We start from the raw sequence: 14,381 nt of genomic DNA, 5'->3' as shown, positions 1-14,381 counted from the left end.
TAACCTATTTCTTAAGTATGTTTTCCCCGATATTTACAACATCTCCTGCTCCCATAGTTATCAACAAATCCCCTTTATGACACTTATCCAGGCAAAAGTCTTCTATCTCTTCAAATGTAGAGAAATAGTAAGCATCACAATCATTTTCCTTTAGGGCATCTGCAATATCCCGGGATGAAATTCCGAGAGTGTCTGTCTCTCTGGCTGCGTATATATCTGCCAGTACAACGTGGTCTGCAAGTGTGAGCGCATCGATGAAATCGCGGAACAATGCCTTTGTCCTTGTGTAGGTGTGAGGCTGGAATACGCACCAGACCTCCTTGTGCGGATAGTGTGCCGCGGCAGTAAGAGAAGCCTTGATCTCTGTCGGATGATGGGCATAGTCGTCGATGACGGTAACGCCGTTCTTCTCCCCTTTGTGCTCAAACCTGCGTTTGGTGCCTGTGAACTCTTTCAGCCCCCGGCTTATATCGGACAGGGGAACGGACAGGGTGTCAGCGACGGCAATTGCTGCGAGGGCATTGGACACATTGTGGTCTCCATTGACAGAGAGCTGTATACGCTCCATGAATTCGCCGTCTTTCACGAGGTCAAAGGATGCCTCTCCTTTCGCGTCGTGGGTGATATTAGATGCGCTGTAGTTCACATCGTGTCCGGGACCATACGTAACGATACGGCATGGCAGGCCTGCCGTAATCTCCTCAAGCCGTTCGATCTCTCCGTTTATGACTAGCGTTCCGCCGGACGGAAGAAGCGCTGCAAAGCGGCGGAAGGAATTACGGATATCGTCCAGGTCTTTGAAGAAGTCGAGATGATCCTCGTCTATGTTCAGTATGACGCTTATCATAGGATGGAAATGAAGAAAGCTGTTCGTGTATTCGCAGGCTTCCGTCACAAACAGTCCTGATGTTCCGACCTTTATATTGCCGCCGATGGCTTTCAATATGCCGCCCACAGATATGGTCGGATCCAGTTCTCCTGCGAGAAGTATATGGGAAAGCATGGAAGTCGTGGTCGTCTTGCCGTGGGTACCGGAGATGGCGATTGGGACGTCATAATTGGTCATAAGCTGTCCGAGCAGTTCCGCGCGGCTGAGCATAGGAAGCCCCTTCTGCACGGCTGCCATATATTCTTCGTTATCTTCATGTATGGCGGCCGTATATACCGCCACGTCTATCCCGTCTATTATATTAGAAGCTTTCTGTCCGTAGAAGATGGTGGCGCCCAGGCTTTCGAGGTGGTCTGTCAGCGCGGACTCTTTATTGTCTGAGCCAGAGACTGTAAATCCTTCCTTGAGGAGGATTTCCGCAAGACCGCTCATGCTGATGCCGCCGATGCCGATAAAATGTACGTGTACCGGTTGTTCAAAATTGATTTTATACATAAGATACCTTCCTGTTTTTATAAAATTCTACATAAGGGCCAAAAATTGGAATAAAAGTTTATCCCTATTCATATTATTATAAACATATATGCAAAAAAAACCAAGCCGTATTTTTTTGTTATAAATTAATAAAAAGTTCACAAAAAATTCAATTTTTTTGTAAATGTTGTTCACTGAATATGAAAATTATGGTATAATGTGAGCAACGAATTACTGAGAAGGGGTGATGACATGATTAAGAAAGAGATGATAGCAATGTTGCTGGCAGGAGGACAAGGCAGCAGGTTGGGAGTCCTTACGGCAAAAGTGGCCAAGCCAGCCGTTGCTTTTGGAGGTAAATACAGGATTATTGACTTCCCACTCAGCAACTGCATTAACTCAGGAATCGATACTGTAGGAGTGCTAACGCAATATCAGCCGTTACGACTGAATACACATATCGGAATTGGTATTCCGTGGGATTTGGACCGTAATATCGGCGGTGTAACCATACTCCCGCCGTATGAGAAGAGCAATAGCAGCGAATGGTATACCGGTACGGCCAATGCCATTTACCAGAACCTGGATTATATGGACACGTTTAATCCGGATTACGTATTGATTCTGTCGGGTGACCACATCTATAAGATGGACTATGAGGTTATGCTCGATTACCACAAGGAGAATAAAGCAGACGTCACAATTGCTGCCATGCCGGTGCCGATGGAGGAGGCGAACCGTTTTGGAATTGTAATCACGGACGAGGAAGGCCGTATTACGGAATTCCAGGAGAAGCCCCCTGAGCCGAAGAGCAATCTGGCTTCCATGGGTATCTACATATTCAGCTGGCCGGTGCTGAAGGAGGCGCTCCTTGCACTTCAGGACGAGCCGGGGTGTGATTTTGGAAAGCATATCATACCATACTGCCATGACAGGGAGGATCGTCTTTTCGCATATGAGTACAACGGATACTGGAAGGATGTAGGTACGCTCGGCTCATATTGGGAAGCGAACATGGAGCTGATAGATATAATCCCTGAGTTTAATTTATATGAAGAATTCTGGAAAATATACACAAACAGTGATATTATCCCTCCGCAGTATGTATCAGGAGATGCGGTAATCGAGCGGAGCATCATCGGTGACGGTTCGGAGATATATGGAGAGATACATAACTGTGTAATTGGATCGGGAGTTACAATTGGCCAGGGAACGGTCGTGAGAGACTCGATTATTATGAAGGATGTCGCAATCGGAAGTGACTGTGTAATCGACAAGTCTATTATTGCAGAGAGCGTGAAGGTCGGCGACAATGTTACGCTTGGAATTGGATCGGAAGTGCCTAACAAGCTGAAGCCGGCGGTTTATTCATTTGGTCTTGTGACCATAGGAGAGAACTCGGAGATACCTGGAGGAGTCCAGATTGGAAAGAATACTGCCATAAGCGGTGTTACATCTAAGGAAGACTACCCGGACGGAATACTTGAGAGCGGAGAAACATTGATAAAGGCAGGTGAACGAGTATGAGAGCAGTAGGTCTTATTTTAGCAGGTGGCAACAGCAACAAGATGCGTGAACTTACCCATAAGCGTGCGGTGGCGGCGATGCCTGTCGCAGGCAGCTACAGGGCGATTGATTTTGCGCTCAGCAATATGTCCAATTCGCATATCCAGAAAGTGGCTGTATTGACTCAGTATAATGCCCGTTCGCTGAACGAGCATCTGAATTCTTCCAAATGGTGGGACTTTGGAAGGAAGCAGGGAGGGCTGTATGTATTTACACCAACGATAACCGCGGACAACGGGTACTGGTACAGAGGGACGGCAGACGCTATATACCAGAACCTGGATTTCCTTAAGAGATGTCATGAACCCTATGTGATTATTACTTCTGGCGATGCTGTATACAAGATGGATTACAACAAGGTGCTGGAATACCATATTGCAAAAAAGGCGGATATTACCGTGGTGTGCAAGGATCTGGAAGCAGGAGAGGACGCGAGCCGGTTCGGTACTATCAAGATGAATGAGTCTATGCGTATTGAAGAATTTGAAGAGAAGCCCATGGTGGCTAATTCAAATACGATATCAACCGGAATCTATGTAATCAGAAGACGACAGCTGATTGATCTGATTGAGCACTGCGCAGAGGAGGAGAGGCACGATTTTGTAACCGACATTCTTATCAGGTATAAGAATCTGAAAAAGATATACGGTTATAAGATAAAAGATTACTGGAGCAACATTTCCACAGTGGATGCTTATTACCGCACAAACATGGATTTCCTGAAGCCGGAAGTAAGAAATTACTTTTTCAAGGAACATCCCGATATTTTCTCCAAGGTCAGCGATTTGCCGCCCGCAAAATATAACCCGGGTTCAGTTGTTAAGAACAGCCTTGTAGCAAGCGGAAGTATCATCAACGGGACAGTGGAAAATTCCATCTTGTTCAAGAAGACATTTGTGGGGAACAATTGCGTGATTAAGAATTCTATAATTCTGAACGACGTATATCTCGGGGACAATACGTACATTGAAAACTGTATTGTAGAAAGTCGTGACACAATCAGAGCAAATACGCGCCACGTTGGTGAGAACGGTGTGAAGGTAGTCGTGGAAAAGAACGAGAGGTATGCACTATAGTGCACGGCTGACAGAAAGGGGCTTGAAAAAATGCAAATCACAGATGTACGCGTACGTAAAGTAGCAAAAGAGGGTAAGCTTAAAGCGGTAGTATCAATTACTATGGATGAGGAATTCGTAGTACACGACATTAAGGTCATCGAAGGAGAAAAAGGACTCTTTATTGCTATGCCCAGCAAAAAAGCATTAGACGGCGAATATCGGGATATTGCGCATCCAATCAACTCAGGTACAAGAGAGCGCATTCAAAGTATCATCCTTGAGAGGTACGAAGAAGCGCTGCAGGAAGAACCGGCTGCAGAGCCAGATGTGGTGGAAGCATAAGACCAGGTGGTCATTGGTTAAGATTTGAGAGACAGCAAAAGGACATCCTTGCGGGGATGTCCTTTTTAGGCGGGCAGAATTGGGGACGGGGGAAATTGAGATTTCCCCCGTCCCCAATTCGTTTCAGTGTGTCCCAATTTGAAATATCCCTGTCCCTATAGTAGGGAAAACGTCATCTTGCGGCCTGTCTTGGGATGCGGGAAACTTAATCTGTATGCACACAGATGTATATGTTGCAGTCCTACAGCGTCTAAAGCCTTCGGGTTATATTTCGTATCCCCGATGATAGGACAGCCTAGATTAGCCAGCTGAACACGTATTTGATGATGCCGTCCGGTATCTAGACGAATGTCCAGCTCGGTTGGGGACGGGGGAAATTGAGATTTCCCCCGTCCCCAACTCGTTTCAGTGTGTCCCGTTTTGAAATACCCCTGTCCCTCTTCTACAATTTTATAATGTAGCCTTGCAAGCTTTGCTCCCGGGGCTTCTCGTGCACAGATGGAAGAGGTGTTGGTACGCCCATCTTTCAGCATATAGTTTTCCAGCGTGCCTTCTTTGCCAGGGGGGATGCCGTCTACGAGTGCCCGGTAATATTTATCAAAACAATCGTTCTGCATCTGTCGGTTCAGCTCCCGGGCTGCAAGTGGTGTTTTGGCAAATACGAGAATCCCCTTCACCGGCTGATCCAGCCGGTGTATTATGGCGAGGTAGGGCTCGCCGTTCTGCGGCCTGTACGAGAAAATATGTGTTTTCAGCATGCTTTCCATATCCTGCACTGCCGTGCTTTTGCTCTGCGTGGCAACTCCGTGCGGTTTTACACATACGATTATATATTTATCTTCAAATAATATATCTAAATGATTTATTTTCATAAAGAAATCTCCTTGACTTTGCATGAATAGGCTCTTATCATTTAAACATAGCGCATAAGAATATGCAAATAGATTGAGCAAAAGAGGATAATTAAATGGAATATTTAATGCTTATAGTGGGCTTTTTATTATTGATAAAAGGAGCAGACCTGTTCGTTGACGGAAGTTCCAGCGTGGCAAAGATTCTAAAAATACCTACTATCATTATCGGCCTGACAGTTGTCGCCTTCGGGACAAGCATGCCGGAATTGTCTGTCAGCGCCACTGCAGCCATAAAAGGGAACAATGACCTTGCGGTGAGCAATGTTCTCGGGTCCAATATTTTTAACCTTCTTGTTGTCCTTGGGTGCTGTGCACTTGTACAGCCGGTGCGTGCAAAATGGTCTCTTCTTAGAAAAGAATTTCCGTTCTCAATCTTCATTACATTGATATTATTGCTTTTGAATTCGGATTTTTCGATAGCTAAAGTCTGGAAAGGGGACCAGATTTTTGTTCTGGGAAGGTGGAGCGGTATTCTATTACTAGCCCTTTTTGTGGTATTCCTTTTTGCCACCGTGGGTTCTGCGCTGAAGTCCAGGGATGAAATTACCGCATATGAGGAAGACTATAAGATGATGAGTCCGCTGAAAAGTGGAATTTATATTGTAATCGGCCTGGCCGGTATCATATGGGGAGGGGACCTTGTTGTAGACAGTGCGACCAGCATAGCCGTGGACTTCGGATTGAGCCAGACATTTATAGGCCTTACCATCGTCGCTTTAGGCACATCTCTCCCAGAGCTTGTGACATCTATGGTGGCGGCTGGAAAAGGGGAAAATGACCTTGCGGTTGGCAATGTAGTTGGTTCAAATATATTTAATATCCTGCTCATACTGGGCGTATCTTCCGTCATTACGCCTATAAAGCTCGATGTTACGGCGGTGTATGATACCCTCATACTCGTGGCAGCAAGCATAATCGTATATATAGCTGCAATCAGCAAACATGAAATCAAAAAGACGGAAGGAGCGTTGTTCCTGCTGGCATATCTCGCATTTTTCGTATACATTTTACTGAGGTAATGTATTTTTCTATGTTAAGTTTTGCTTGACAAAAGTTCAATGCTAAAGTACAATTACGTTTAACTAAACATTTGCTGGCAATGATTGTTGCATAAGGCAGAATTGGCTGTGAAAAGGAATAGTAGTTACAGGGATATTCCACAGAGAGAGAGTCCATAGTGCTGAAAGGCTCTTGTTTTGAAATGTGATGAACCTACCTTGGAGCCACTGTGCGAAAGCACAGCGTTTCATCAGCGTTAATGGTGATTAGAGAGAGCTGCGAAAGGGTCGCAGTTAACTAGGGTGGTACCGCCGAGCTTTTCGGTCCCTTTTTCAGGGGAGCGAAAGGCCCGGCGTTTTTTGTTTCCCGGCTAAAACTAAATAAGTGGGGCAAGGGCCCTGCGGAAAAAAGGAGAAGAGAAACATGGCAAACGAGAAGAAGTTAGTAGAGAATATCACACCACGTGATGAGGATTTTGCACAATGGTACACAGATGTCGTACGGGAGGCCGAGCTTTGCGATTATTCAAGCGTAAAGGGATGCCTTAACTACCTGCCAAATGGATATGCAATCTGGGAACTGATTCAGGCAGATCTTGATAAACGTTTTAAAGAGACGGGTGTAGAAAATGTATACCTTCCGACGTTGATTCCTGAGAACCTTCTGGAAAAAGAGGCTGACCATGTAGAGGGTTTTGCGCCTGAAGTTGCCTGGGTTACACACGGAGGAATGGAGCGGCTTCAGGAAAGGCTCTGTATCCGCCCGACATCTGAAACATTATTCTGTGATTTATGGTCTAAGACCGTTCAGTCATATAGGGATCTTCCGAAAGTATGGAACCAGTGGAACTCCGTGCTTCGGTGGGAGAAGACTACGAGGCCTTTCCTTCGGTCCAGAGAGTTCTTATGGCAGGAAGGGCATACGCTGCATGCAACTTATGAAGAGGCTGAAGAGCGTACGATTCAGATGTTCCACGTATATGAAGACTGCTATAAAGAGACACTTGCAATTCCTTTTGTATCAGGAAGAAAAGCAGAGCATGAAAAATTTGCAGGAGCGCAGGACACTTATACGATTGAAGCGCTTATGCATGACGGAAAAGCACTCCAGTCAGCAACCAGCCATTTCTTCGGAAGCGGCTTCCCTGACGCATTTGATATCAAATATGTAGATAAAAATAACCAGCTGCACAGCGCATATGAGACATCATGGGGATGGTCAACAAGAAGTATCGGTGCCATTATCATGGTCCATGGCGATGACAGCGGACTCGTCCTTCCGCCACATGTTGCTCCTGTAGAATGTAGAATCATTCCTATTGCACAGCACAAAGAAGGCGTGCTCGACAAAGCCCATGTACTTTTCGATGAGTTGAAAAAAGCCGGATACAGAGTGAAAATCGATGATTCCGATAAGAGTCCGGGATGGAAATTCTCCGAACAGGAGATGCTCGGTATACCTACAAGAATTGAAATAGGGCCAAAGGATATAGAGAAAAATCAGGTTGTCGTAGTACGACGCGATAACCGTGAAAAGATTATCGTTTCGCTGGATGAAATCGCAACAAAGCTACGTGACATCTTAGAGACAATACAGGAAGACATGTACAACAGAGCAGTTGACTTCCTGAACAGCCACATCGACACAGCTGTTTCCATGGATGAAATGGTTGAAAAGTTCAAAGCTAACCGTGGATTCGTTAAAGCATGCTGGTGTGGAGATCCTGAGTGCGAAGGCGAAGTAAAATACGCAACAGGCGGTGCCGCAACACGCTGCTTGATTGAGGATGAAGAAATGATATCCGATAAGTGCATCTGGTGTGGAAAACCTGCAAAACACATGGCATACTGGGGAAAATCATATTAATTTTAATTTTGGGACGGAGTTTTTTTAAAAAACCTCCGTCCCAAATTAAAATAGTCATGTCCCCGATTGATTTTACCCTGTCCCCTTAAAAGGAAAGGGAGGTAATTTTATGCCCAGAAGACCTAGACGAGAAAGTGTAACGGGTTTGTATCACATAATGGCGCGGGGTCTAAACCGCAGCGCAATATTTGAAGAAAAAAGAGAGAAAAGCAGATTTCTAAATCTGCTAAGGGATAACCTATCCCGGTTTGATGTGGCAATATATGCATACTGCATTATGCCTAATCATATTCATCTACTAGTCAAAACAGAAATTCAGGAACTTTCATCATTTATGGCTAAAGTCTTAGCCGCATATGCCCAGTATTATAATTTCAAGAATAACCGTATAGGATATGTTTTCCAGGACCGATTCAGGAGCCAGTGCATAGAAGAAGAGGAATATTTTTGGAACTGTCTGAGATATATACATCTTAACCCCTTGAACGATAGAGATTTGAGTAAATTGCTAAAGTATAAGTTTTGCAGCTTCTATGAGTATTATTATGGAAAAGATGATATTCTGTGTGAAAAAGCATTTGCTGCAAAAGAAAAAAGATTTCAGACCAAAAAAGCATTTCTGGCTTTTCATAAAATGGACAACAGGGATGTATTTGAAGATGTTTCAGAAGATACGCAGTGGAATAATCTAAGAATAGCCAGAGAAGTACTTTTTGATATGCAGTGGCAGCTGGGAGTACCGGAAGAGGAAATATTAGAATACATAGACACACGCAGGTTATTTGGGGAGGTACTTATGAAATCCCTTGGAATATCTAAAAAGGATGCGGACGAGATTCAGGCCTATCTTAGAAAAGAGATAAAAGGAACCGGATAAAGAAAAAGGGACATGGCTATTCTAATTTGGGACAGGGTAAAACGAATTGGGGACGGAGGAAATCTAAAAAACCTCCGTCCCCAACGGGCGTTTTCTGGTTAGAAACGGGCAAATTTGTGTTGCAGAAGGTGATGCAGTAAGAGTATGATATTATTATGTTAATTACAGGGGAGGTTATTGCATTGTCTGATTTAAAAATTGAACTGCCTTCTAAAGTTGATAATATTATAACTACGCTGCAGGAACACGGATTTGAAGCGTATGCGGTGGGAGGCTGTGTCAGGGACTCGATTCTCGGAAGGGTTCCGGAAGACTGGGACATCACGACATCTGCCATGCCGGAGGAGACCAAGAAATTATTTCCCCGGACATTCGATACAGGCATAGAACATGGAACGATTACCGTATTGATAGACCATGAGGGATTTGAGGTTACGACTTACAGAATTGATGGAGAGTATGAGGACAGCCGGCATCCCAGAGAGGTAACATTTACACGAAGCCTGAAAGAGGATCTGCTGCGGAGAGACTTTACTATCAATGCCATGGCATATAATAAGAAAGATGGCCTGATAGATATATTCGGAGGCATGGAGGATCTGGAGCGGCATCTGATACGCTGCGTGGGTGATGCGGCAGAAAGATTTTCAGAAGATGCCCTACGGATACTGAGAGGCATCCGTTTTGCCGCTCAGCTTGGATTTGATATAGAAAATGAGACGAAAAGAGGGATGCGCCGGCTGGCCCATTCATTGCATAACATTAGTGCGGAACGGATACAGACAGAGCTTGTCAAAACTGTGACATCAGAACGGCCAGAACTGTTAAGCACGGCCTATGAACTCGGAATTACAAAGGTGTTCCTTCCGGAGTTTGACCGCATGATGGAGACAGAGCAGGAGACGCCTCACCATATGTACAATGTAGGAGTGCATACCCTCCATGCAATGAAGAACGCCAGGTCGGATAAGATATTGAGGCTTACCATGCTCCTGCATGACACAGGAAAGCCCGGCTATAAAACAGTGGATGCCAATGGGGTTGCCCATTTTAAAAAACATGCAGTAGGAAGCGAGAATGTTGCCAGAAATGTGTTAAGAAGGCTGAAGTTCGACAATGACACGCTGCATAAGGTGACTAAACTCGTATACTATCACGACTACCGGATGCCTGCCAAAGCCAGGAACGTGCGCCGGGCGATGAACGTCATCAGTGAAGAGCTGTTTCCATATTATATGGAGGTGAGGAAGGCGGATGTACTGGCTCAGAGCATGTATCTCCGAGAAGAAAAGATGAAAAACCTGAACGAGATAGAAGCTTTGTATAGAGAAATAACAGAGGCCGGGCAATGCGTGTCATTGAAAGAACTCGCGGTAACAGGGAAAGATCTGATAGAAGCAGGAATGAAGCCAGGTAAAGAGATAGGAGATAAATTAAGCGAACTGCTTGCGCTAGTAATAGAAGAACCAGAGCTAAACACAAAAGAAGAGCTGCTGAGTCGTCTGGGACAGGATTAGGCGAAAAAGGGACAGGGTAAAATGAATTGGGGACGGAGGAAATCTAAAAAACCTCCGTCCCCAATTCATTTTACCCTGTCCCTCTTGCATATTCCGTTGTTCTTTATCATACGTTAGAAAGAATATGTTATATAAAGTGCAGGGGAATGTTATGCAAGAATATGAGCTAAATGTATTAGACCAATATAATATAGATGTCACCGGCACCCGTAAGACAAGGGGTGCTATTTTATGCGACACACAGCAGGGGCTTCTGCTGCTTCGGGAGGTGACGACTTCTGAGAAACGTATTCCTGCGCTTTGCAATCTGTATTGCTATCTGAAGGGGCAGGGGTATGAATGGACCGACGAGATTCTTCCGAACAAGAACGGAGAATACGTCAGCACGGCGGAGGATGGCGGTAAATATATATTGAAGCAGTGGTATCAGGGGCGCGAGTGTGACATACGCAAGCCGGCAGAGCTGCTGGCAGCAGCCGGTAATCTTGCTAAGCTCCACACCGTCACGTCCCATGGTCTGGAACAGGGGGCGCCGGCAGGCACACACCTTGGAGAAGAGTATAACCGGCACAACCGCGAATTGAAGAAGGTCCGGAGATTCATGAGAAGCCTTTCCCCAAAAGGCGAATTTGAATTTGCATTTTTGAAATATTTTGACCAGATGTACCAATGGGCGGACCTTGCGCTGGAAGAGCTGGAGCACTCCGAGTATGACGCGCTGTACCAGGACAGCATGGAACGGGGATGCCTGACACATGGCGAGTATAATTATCATAATATACTTATACTTTCAGGCGCTTATGTGCATGGCGAGACAGCCCAGGGAGGAGCCCCCGGCAAAAGTGGAACCAGAGGACCTGACTATAAAGGGCACGTAGGACACACGAACAGGGAGCCGCTCCGGATTGCCACGACAAATTTTGACAAATTCAAAATAGATATCCAGGTAGAGGACCTATATTATTTTCTCAGAAAAGTCATGGAAAAGCACGGCTGGAAAGAACGGCTCGGCGACAATATGCTGAACGCCTATTCCGCCATACGCCCATTATCCTCCGGAGAGACAGAGTATATCAAAAACCGGCTCATATATCCGGAAAAGTTCTGGAAAATTGCGGATTCCTACTATCACTCGAACAAAGCATGGATATCCGTGAAAAGCATAGAGAAGTTAAACGTAGCTATAAGGCAGACAGAGGAAAAGAAGCGTTTTTTGGAGAATATATTTTCTTTCCATTTATAGGATCCTGTTGTATAATATGAAGCATATAAGAGACAGGAGGTACTTATGTATGGGATATCTTGAAAAGTACAAGGAGTGGTTGGAAAATCCATATTTTGATGAGGGCACGAAAGCTGAACTGAGGGGAATCGAGGGGGATGACAACGAGATCAAAGAGCGTTTCTATAAAGACCTGGAGTTCGGAACCGCAGGTCTCAGAGGAATCATCGGAGCAGGAACGAACCGCCTGAATATCTATACGGTCAGGAAGGCGACACAGGGACTTTCAAATTACATCATGAAACAGAACGGACAGGACAGAGGGGTTGCGGTCGCGTACGATTCCAGACGCATGTCACCGGAATTTGCAGATGAGGCAGCTCTCTGCCTTGCCGCCAACGGAATCAAGGCATACGTATTTGAATCGCTCCGCCCGACACCCGAATTGTCATACGCCGTGCGGACCCTTGGCTGTATCGCCGGCATCAATATCACGGCCAGCCACAATCCGCCGGAATATAACGGATATAAGGTATACTGGGAAGACGGTGCCCAGATTACGCCGCCTCATGACAAAGGAATCATGGACGAGGTAGAGGCGGTCACCGACTACGATACGGTCAAGACGATGGGCCTAGCAGACGCGAAGGCGGCCGGAAAGTACGAGGTCATTGGAACGGCAGTAGATGACGGTTACATCGCTGAGCTTAAGAAGCAGGTCATCCATCAGGACGCCATAGATGAGATGGGAAGCGAGCTGAAAATTGTGTACAGCCCTCTCCACGGAACGGGAAATATACCCGCAAGAAGGATATTAAAAGAACTCGGATTCAAAAATGTCTATATAGTCAAGGAACAGGAACTGCCAGACGGAGAATTCCCTACGGTCTCCTACCCGAATCCGGAGGCGGAAGAGGCATTTGCTCTTGGGCTCAAGCTGGCCCGTGAGGTGGATGCAGATCTTGTACTTGCTACGGATCCGGACGCGGACCGCCTCGGGGTATATGTTAAAGATGCCAAAACAGGAGAGTACAAGGTGCTTACAGGCAACATGTCAGGCTGCCTCCTTGCAGACTACGAGCTTGGACAGCGCAAGGCAGCAGAAGGAAAGCTCCCGGAAGACGGCTACCTGATCAAGACGATAGTCACATCCAACATGGCAGACGCGATTGCAAAAGGCTACGGTGTGGGGCTGATAGAAGTCCTGACCGGATTTAAATATATCGGCCAGCAGATACTTGGATTCGAGACGGCCGGAAAAGGGCAGTACCTGTTCGGGTTCGAGGAAAGCTACGGCTGCCTGATCGGCACACATGCCAGAGACAAGGACGCAATCGTTGCCACGATGGCGCTGTGTGAGGCCGCTGCATACTACAAGACCAAGGGCATGACGCTCTGGGATGCGATGGTGGACATGTATGAGAGGTACGGATACTACAAAGATTCGATCCAGTCCATCACGCTGAAGGGAATCGAAGGGCTCCAGAAGATTCAGGAGATACTGGAGACGCTGCGGAAGAACCCACCGATGGAAGTAGGCGGATACAGAGTCCTGAAGGCAAGAGACTACCAGGCAGATATCATCAAGGATATATCCACGGGAGAGGTGACACCTACCGGACTGCCGTCCTCCAATGTTCTGTACTACGATCTGACAGATGACGCATGGCTCTGCGTGAGGCCGTCAGGTACAGAACCGAAGGTCAAATTTTACTATGGCATAAAAGGGACATCTTTGGAAGATGCAGATGAAAAATCACGTGTGCTCGGCGAGGAAGTTTTGTCTATGATAAATACGATGTTGTGATCGGTAAAACCCTTGGAAATACGGCAAAAACTGCGAAATTCCCTTGACAAACATAGGGAAAGAAGGTATAACAGTAACTAAGGGCAACGCCGCATGGAAGAAGGCGTGCGCCGTTTTTCAAAAACAGTAGAATTTTAGTAAGGGATTCTATATCTAAACAAGAGGAGGAAATTATCCATGAACAAAACAGAATTAGTAGCAGCTATCGCTGAGCAGGCAGAATTATCAAAGAAAGATTCAGAAAAAGCCTTAAAAGCTTTTGTTGATGTAGTTACAGCTGAACTTAAAAAAGGTGAGAAAATTCAGTTAGTAGGATTTGGTACATTTGAAGTAAGCGAAAGAGCAGCAAGAGAGGGCAGAAACCCACAGACAGGCAAGACGATGAAGATTGCTGCATGCAAGGCTCCTAAATTCAAAGCTGGTAAAGCATTAAAAGACGCTGTTAATGCATAAGGATTAAAAGCGGTTATCAAGTAGAGAGCATCCTGCTCTCTACTTTTTTAGTTTCGGAGAGGGGACAGGCCCCTTTCAAAAGGGGCCTGTCCCCTCTCCGAAAAATCACATACAGGAGGAGATACGTATGCGTTTAGACAAATTTTTGAAAGTCTCGAGGCTGATCAAGCGGAGGACCGTCGCAAACGAGGCCTGTGACGCAGGACGCGTGGCGGTAAACGGAAGCGCTGCCAAAGCATCGGTAAAGGTCAAGCCGGGAGATATCATCGAGATCCAGTTCGGTACGAAGGCAGTGAAGGTAGAAGTGCTGGATATCCAGGAAACGACGAAGAAAGAAGAGGCAAAGGACCTGTTCAGATATTTGTAATAAAGAAGAACAACCTGTCATATGATTATG

Annotated in this window: 13 protein-coding genes and 1 other annotated feature; of the genes, 11 read left to right on the top strand and 2 right to left on the bottom strand. The window is 45.9% G+C overall.

What is annotated here, in order from left to right; all coding sequences use genetic code 11:
* Positions 1 to 4: 4 nt before the first annotated feature.
* The gene (gene murC / locus HJV72_RS09255; RefSeq protein ID WP_208070452.1) at positions 5 to 1,384 is read right to left on the bottom strand and encodes a UDP-N-acetylmuramate--L-alanine ligase; all 1,380 of its coding nucleotides are present in this window, start codon (positions 1,382 to 1,384) and stop codon (positions 5 to 7) included.
* 231 nt (positions 1,385 to 1,615) lie between these two features.
* Between murC and HJV72_RS09250 the strand changes: the two genes are divergently transcribed.
* From HJV72_RS09250 to spoVG, 3 genes are read left to right on the top strand one after another with little or no spacing between them, the layout of a single operon-like run.
* Positions 1,616 to 2,890, top strand: a complete 1,275-nt coding sequence (locus HJV72_RS09250; RefSeq protein ID WP_208070450.1) for a glucose-1-phosphate adenylyltransferase — start codon at positions 1,616 to 1,618, stop codon at positions 2,888 to 2,890.
* Positions 2,887 to 4,005, top strand: a complete 1,119-nt coding sequence (gene glgD, locus HJV72_RS09245; protein ID WP_208070448.1) for a glucose-1-phosphate adenylyltransferase subunit GlgD — start codon at positions 2,887 to 2,889, stop codon at positions 4,003 to 4,005. Before HJV72_RS09250 ends, glgD begins: the two co-directional genes overlap by 4 nt.
* 30 nt (positions 4,006 to 4,035) lie before the next feature.
* Positions 4,036 to 4,329, top strand: a complete 294-nt coding sequence (gene spoVG / locus HJV72_RS09240) for a septation regulator SpoVG (protein ID WP_066571483.1) — start codon at positions 4,036 to 4,038, stop codon at positions 4,327 to 4,329.
* A gap of 155 nt (positions 4,330 to 4,484) precedes the next feature.
* Here the strand turns inward: spoVG and HJV72_RS09235 are convergent, their stop codons facing one another.
* Positions 4,485 to 5,201 (bottom strand): RluA family pseudouridine synthase, encoded by a 717-nt coding sequence (locus tag HJV72_RS09235; RefSeq protein ID WP_208070447.1) that lies wholly within the window; start codon positions 5,199 to 5,201, stop codon positions 4,485 to 4,487.
* A gap of 95 nt (positions 5,202 to 5,296) precedes the next feature.
* Between HJV72_RS09235 and HJV72_RS09230 the strand changes: the two genes are divergently transcribed.
* The 8 genes from HJV72_RS09230 to HJV72_RS09195 all read left to right on the top strand — a co-directional run bounded on the left by HJV72_RS09230 (position 5,297) and on the right by HJV72_RS09195 (position 14,351).
* Complete coding sequence (locus tag HJV72_RS09230) at positions 5,297 to 6,262, top strand: calcium/sodium antiporter (protein WP_208070445.1); 966 nt, start codon at positions 5,297 to 5,299, stop codon at positions 6,260 to 6,262.
* Positions 6,263 to 6,361: 99 nt separating this feature from the next.
* Positions 6,362 to 6,574 (top strand) — a binding site (T-box leader).
* 91 nt (positions 6,575 to 6,665) lie between these two features.
* Positions 6,666 to 8,108, top strand: coding sequence for a proline--tRNA ligase (gene proS / locus HJV72_RS09225; protein WP_208070444.1), 1,443 nt, complete (start codon positions 6,666 to 6,668; stop codon positions 8,106 to 8,108).
* A 109-nt stretch (positions 8,109 to 8,217) separates the two neighbouring features.
* Positions 8,218 to 8,985, top strand: a complete 768-nt coding sequence (locus tag HJV72_RS09220) for a transposase (RefSeq protein ID WP_208070443.1) — start codon at positions 8,218 to 8,220, stop codon at positions 8,983 to 8,985.
* Positions 8,986 to 9,140: 155 nt separating this feature from the next.
* The gene (locus HJV72_RS09215) at positions 9,141 to 10,502 is read left to right on the top strand and encodes a CCA tRNA nucleotidyltransferase (RefSeq protein WP_208070442.1); all 1,362 of its coding nucleotides are present in this window, start codon (positions 9,141 to 9,143) and stop codon (positions 10,500 to 10,502) included.
* Positions 10,503 to 10,653: 151 nt separating this feature from the next.
* Positions 10,654 to 11,745 carry a MarR family transcriptional regulator gene (locus tag HJV72_RS09210; RefSeq protein ID WP_208070441.1) on the top strand — a complete coding sequence of 364 codons (1,092 nt, stop codon included), beginning with the start codon at positions 10,654 to 10,656 and terminating at the stop codon, positions 11,743 to 11,745.
* 49 nt (positions 11,746 to 11,794) lie between these two features.
* Positions 11,795 to 13,531, top strand: coding sequence for a phospho-sugar mutase (locus HJV72_RS09205; RefSeq protein ID WP_208070440.1), 1,737 nt, complete (start codon positions 11,795 to 11,797; stop codon positions 13,529 to 13,531).
* 144 nt (positions 13,532 to 13,675) lie between these two features.
* Positions 13,676 to 13,984, top strand: coding sequence for an HU family DNA-binding protein (locus HJV72_RS09200; RefSeq protein ID WP_227188315.1), 309 nt, complete (start codon positions 13,676 to 13,678; stop codon positions 13,982 to 13,984).
* A gap of 127 nt (positions 13,985 to 14,111) precedes the next feature.
* Entirely contained in the window at positions 14,112 to 14,351 is a 240-nt protein-coding gene (locus HJV72_RS09195) for an RNA-binding S4 domain-containing protein (RefSeq protein ID WP_066571498.1), read from the top strand.
* Positions 14,352 to 14,381 lie beyond the last annotated feature (30 nt).

The organism is Extibacter sp. GGCC_0201, assembly GCF_017566055.1.
Lineage (GTDB): Bacteria > Bacillota > Clostridia > Lachnospirales > Lachnospiraceae > Extibacter.
This window is presented reverse-complemented; position numbering and strand designations above follow the sequence as displayed.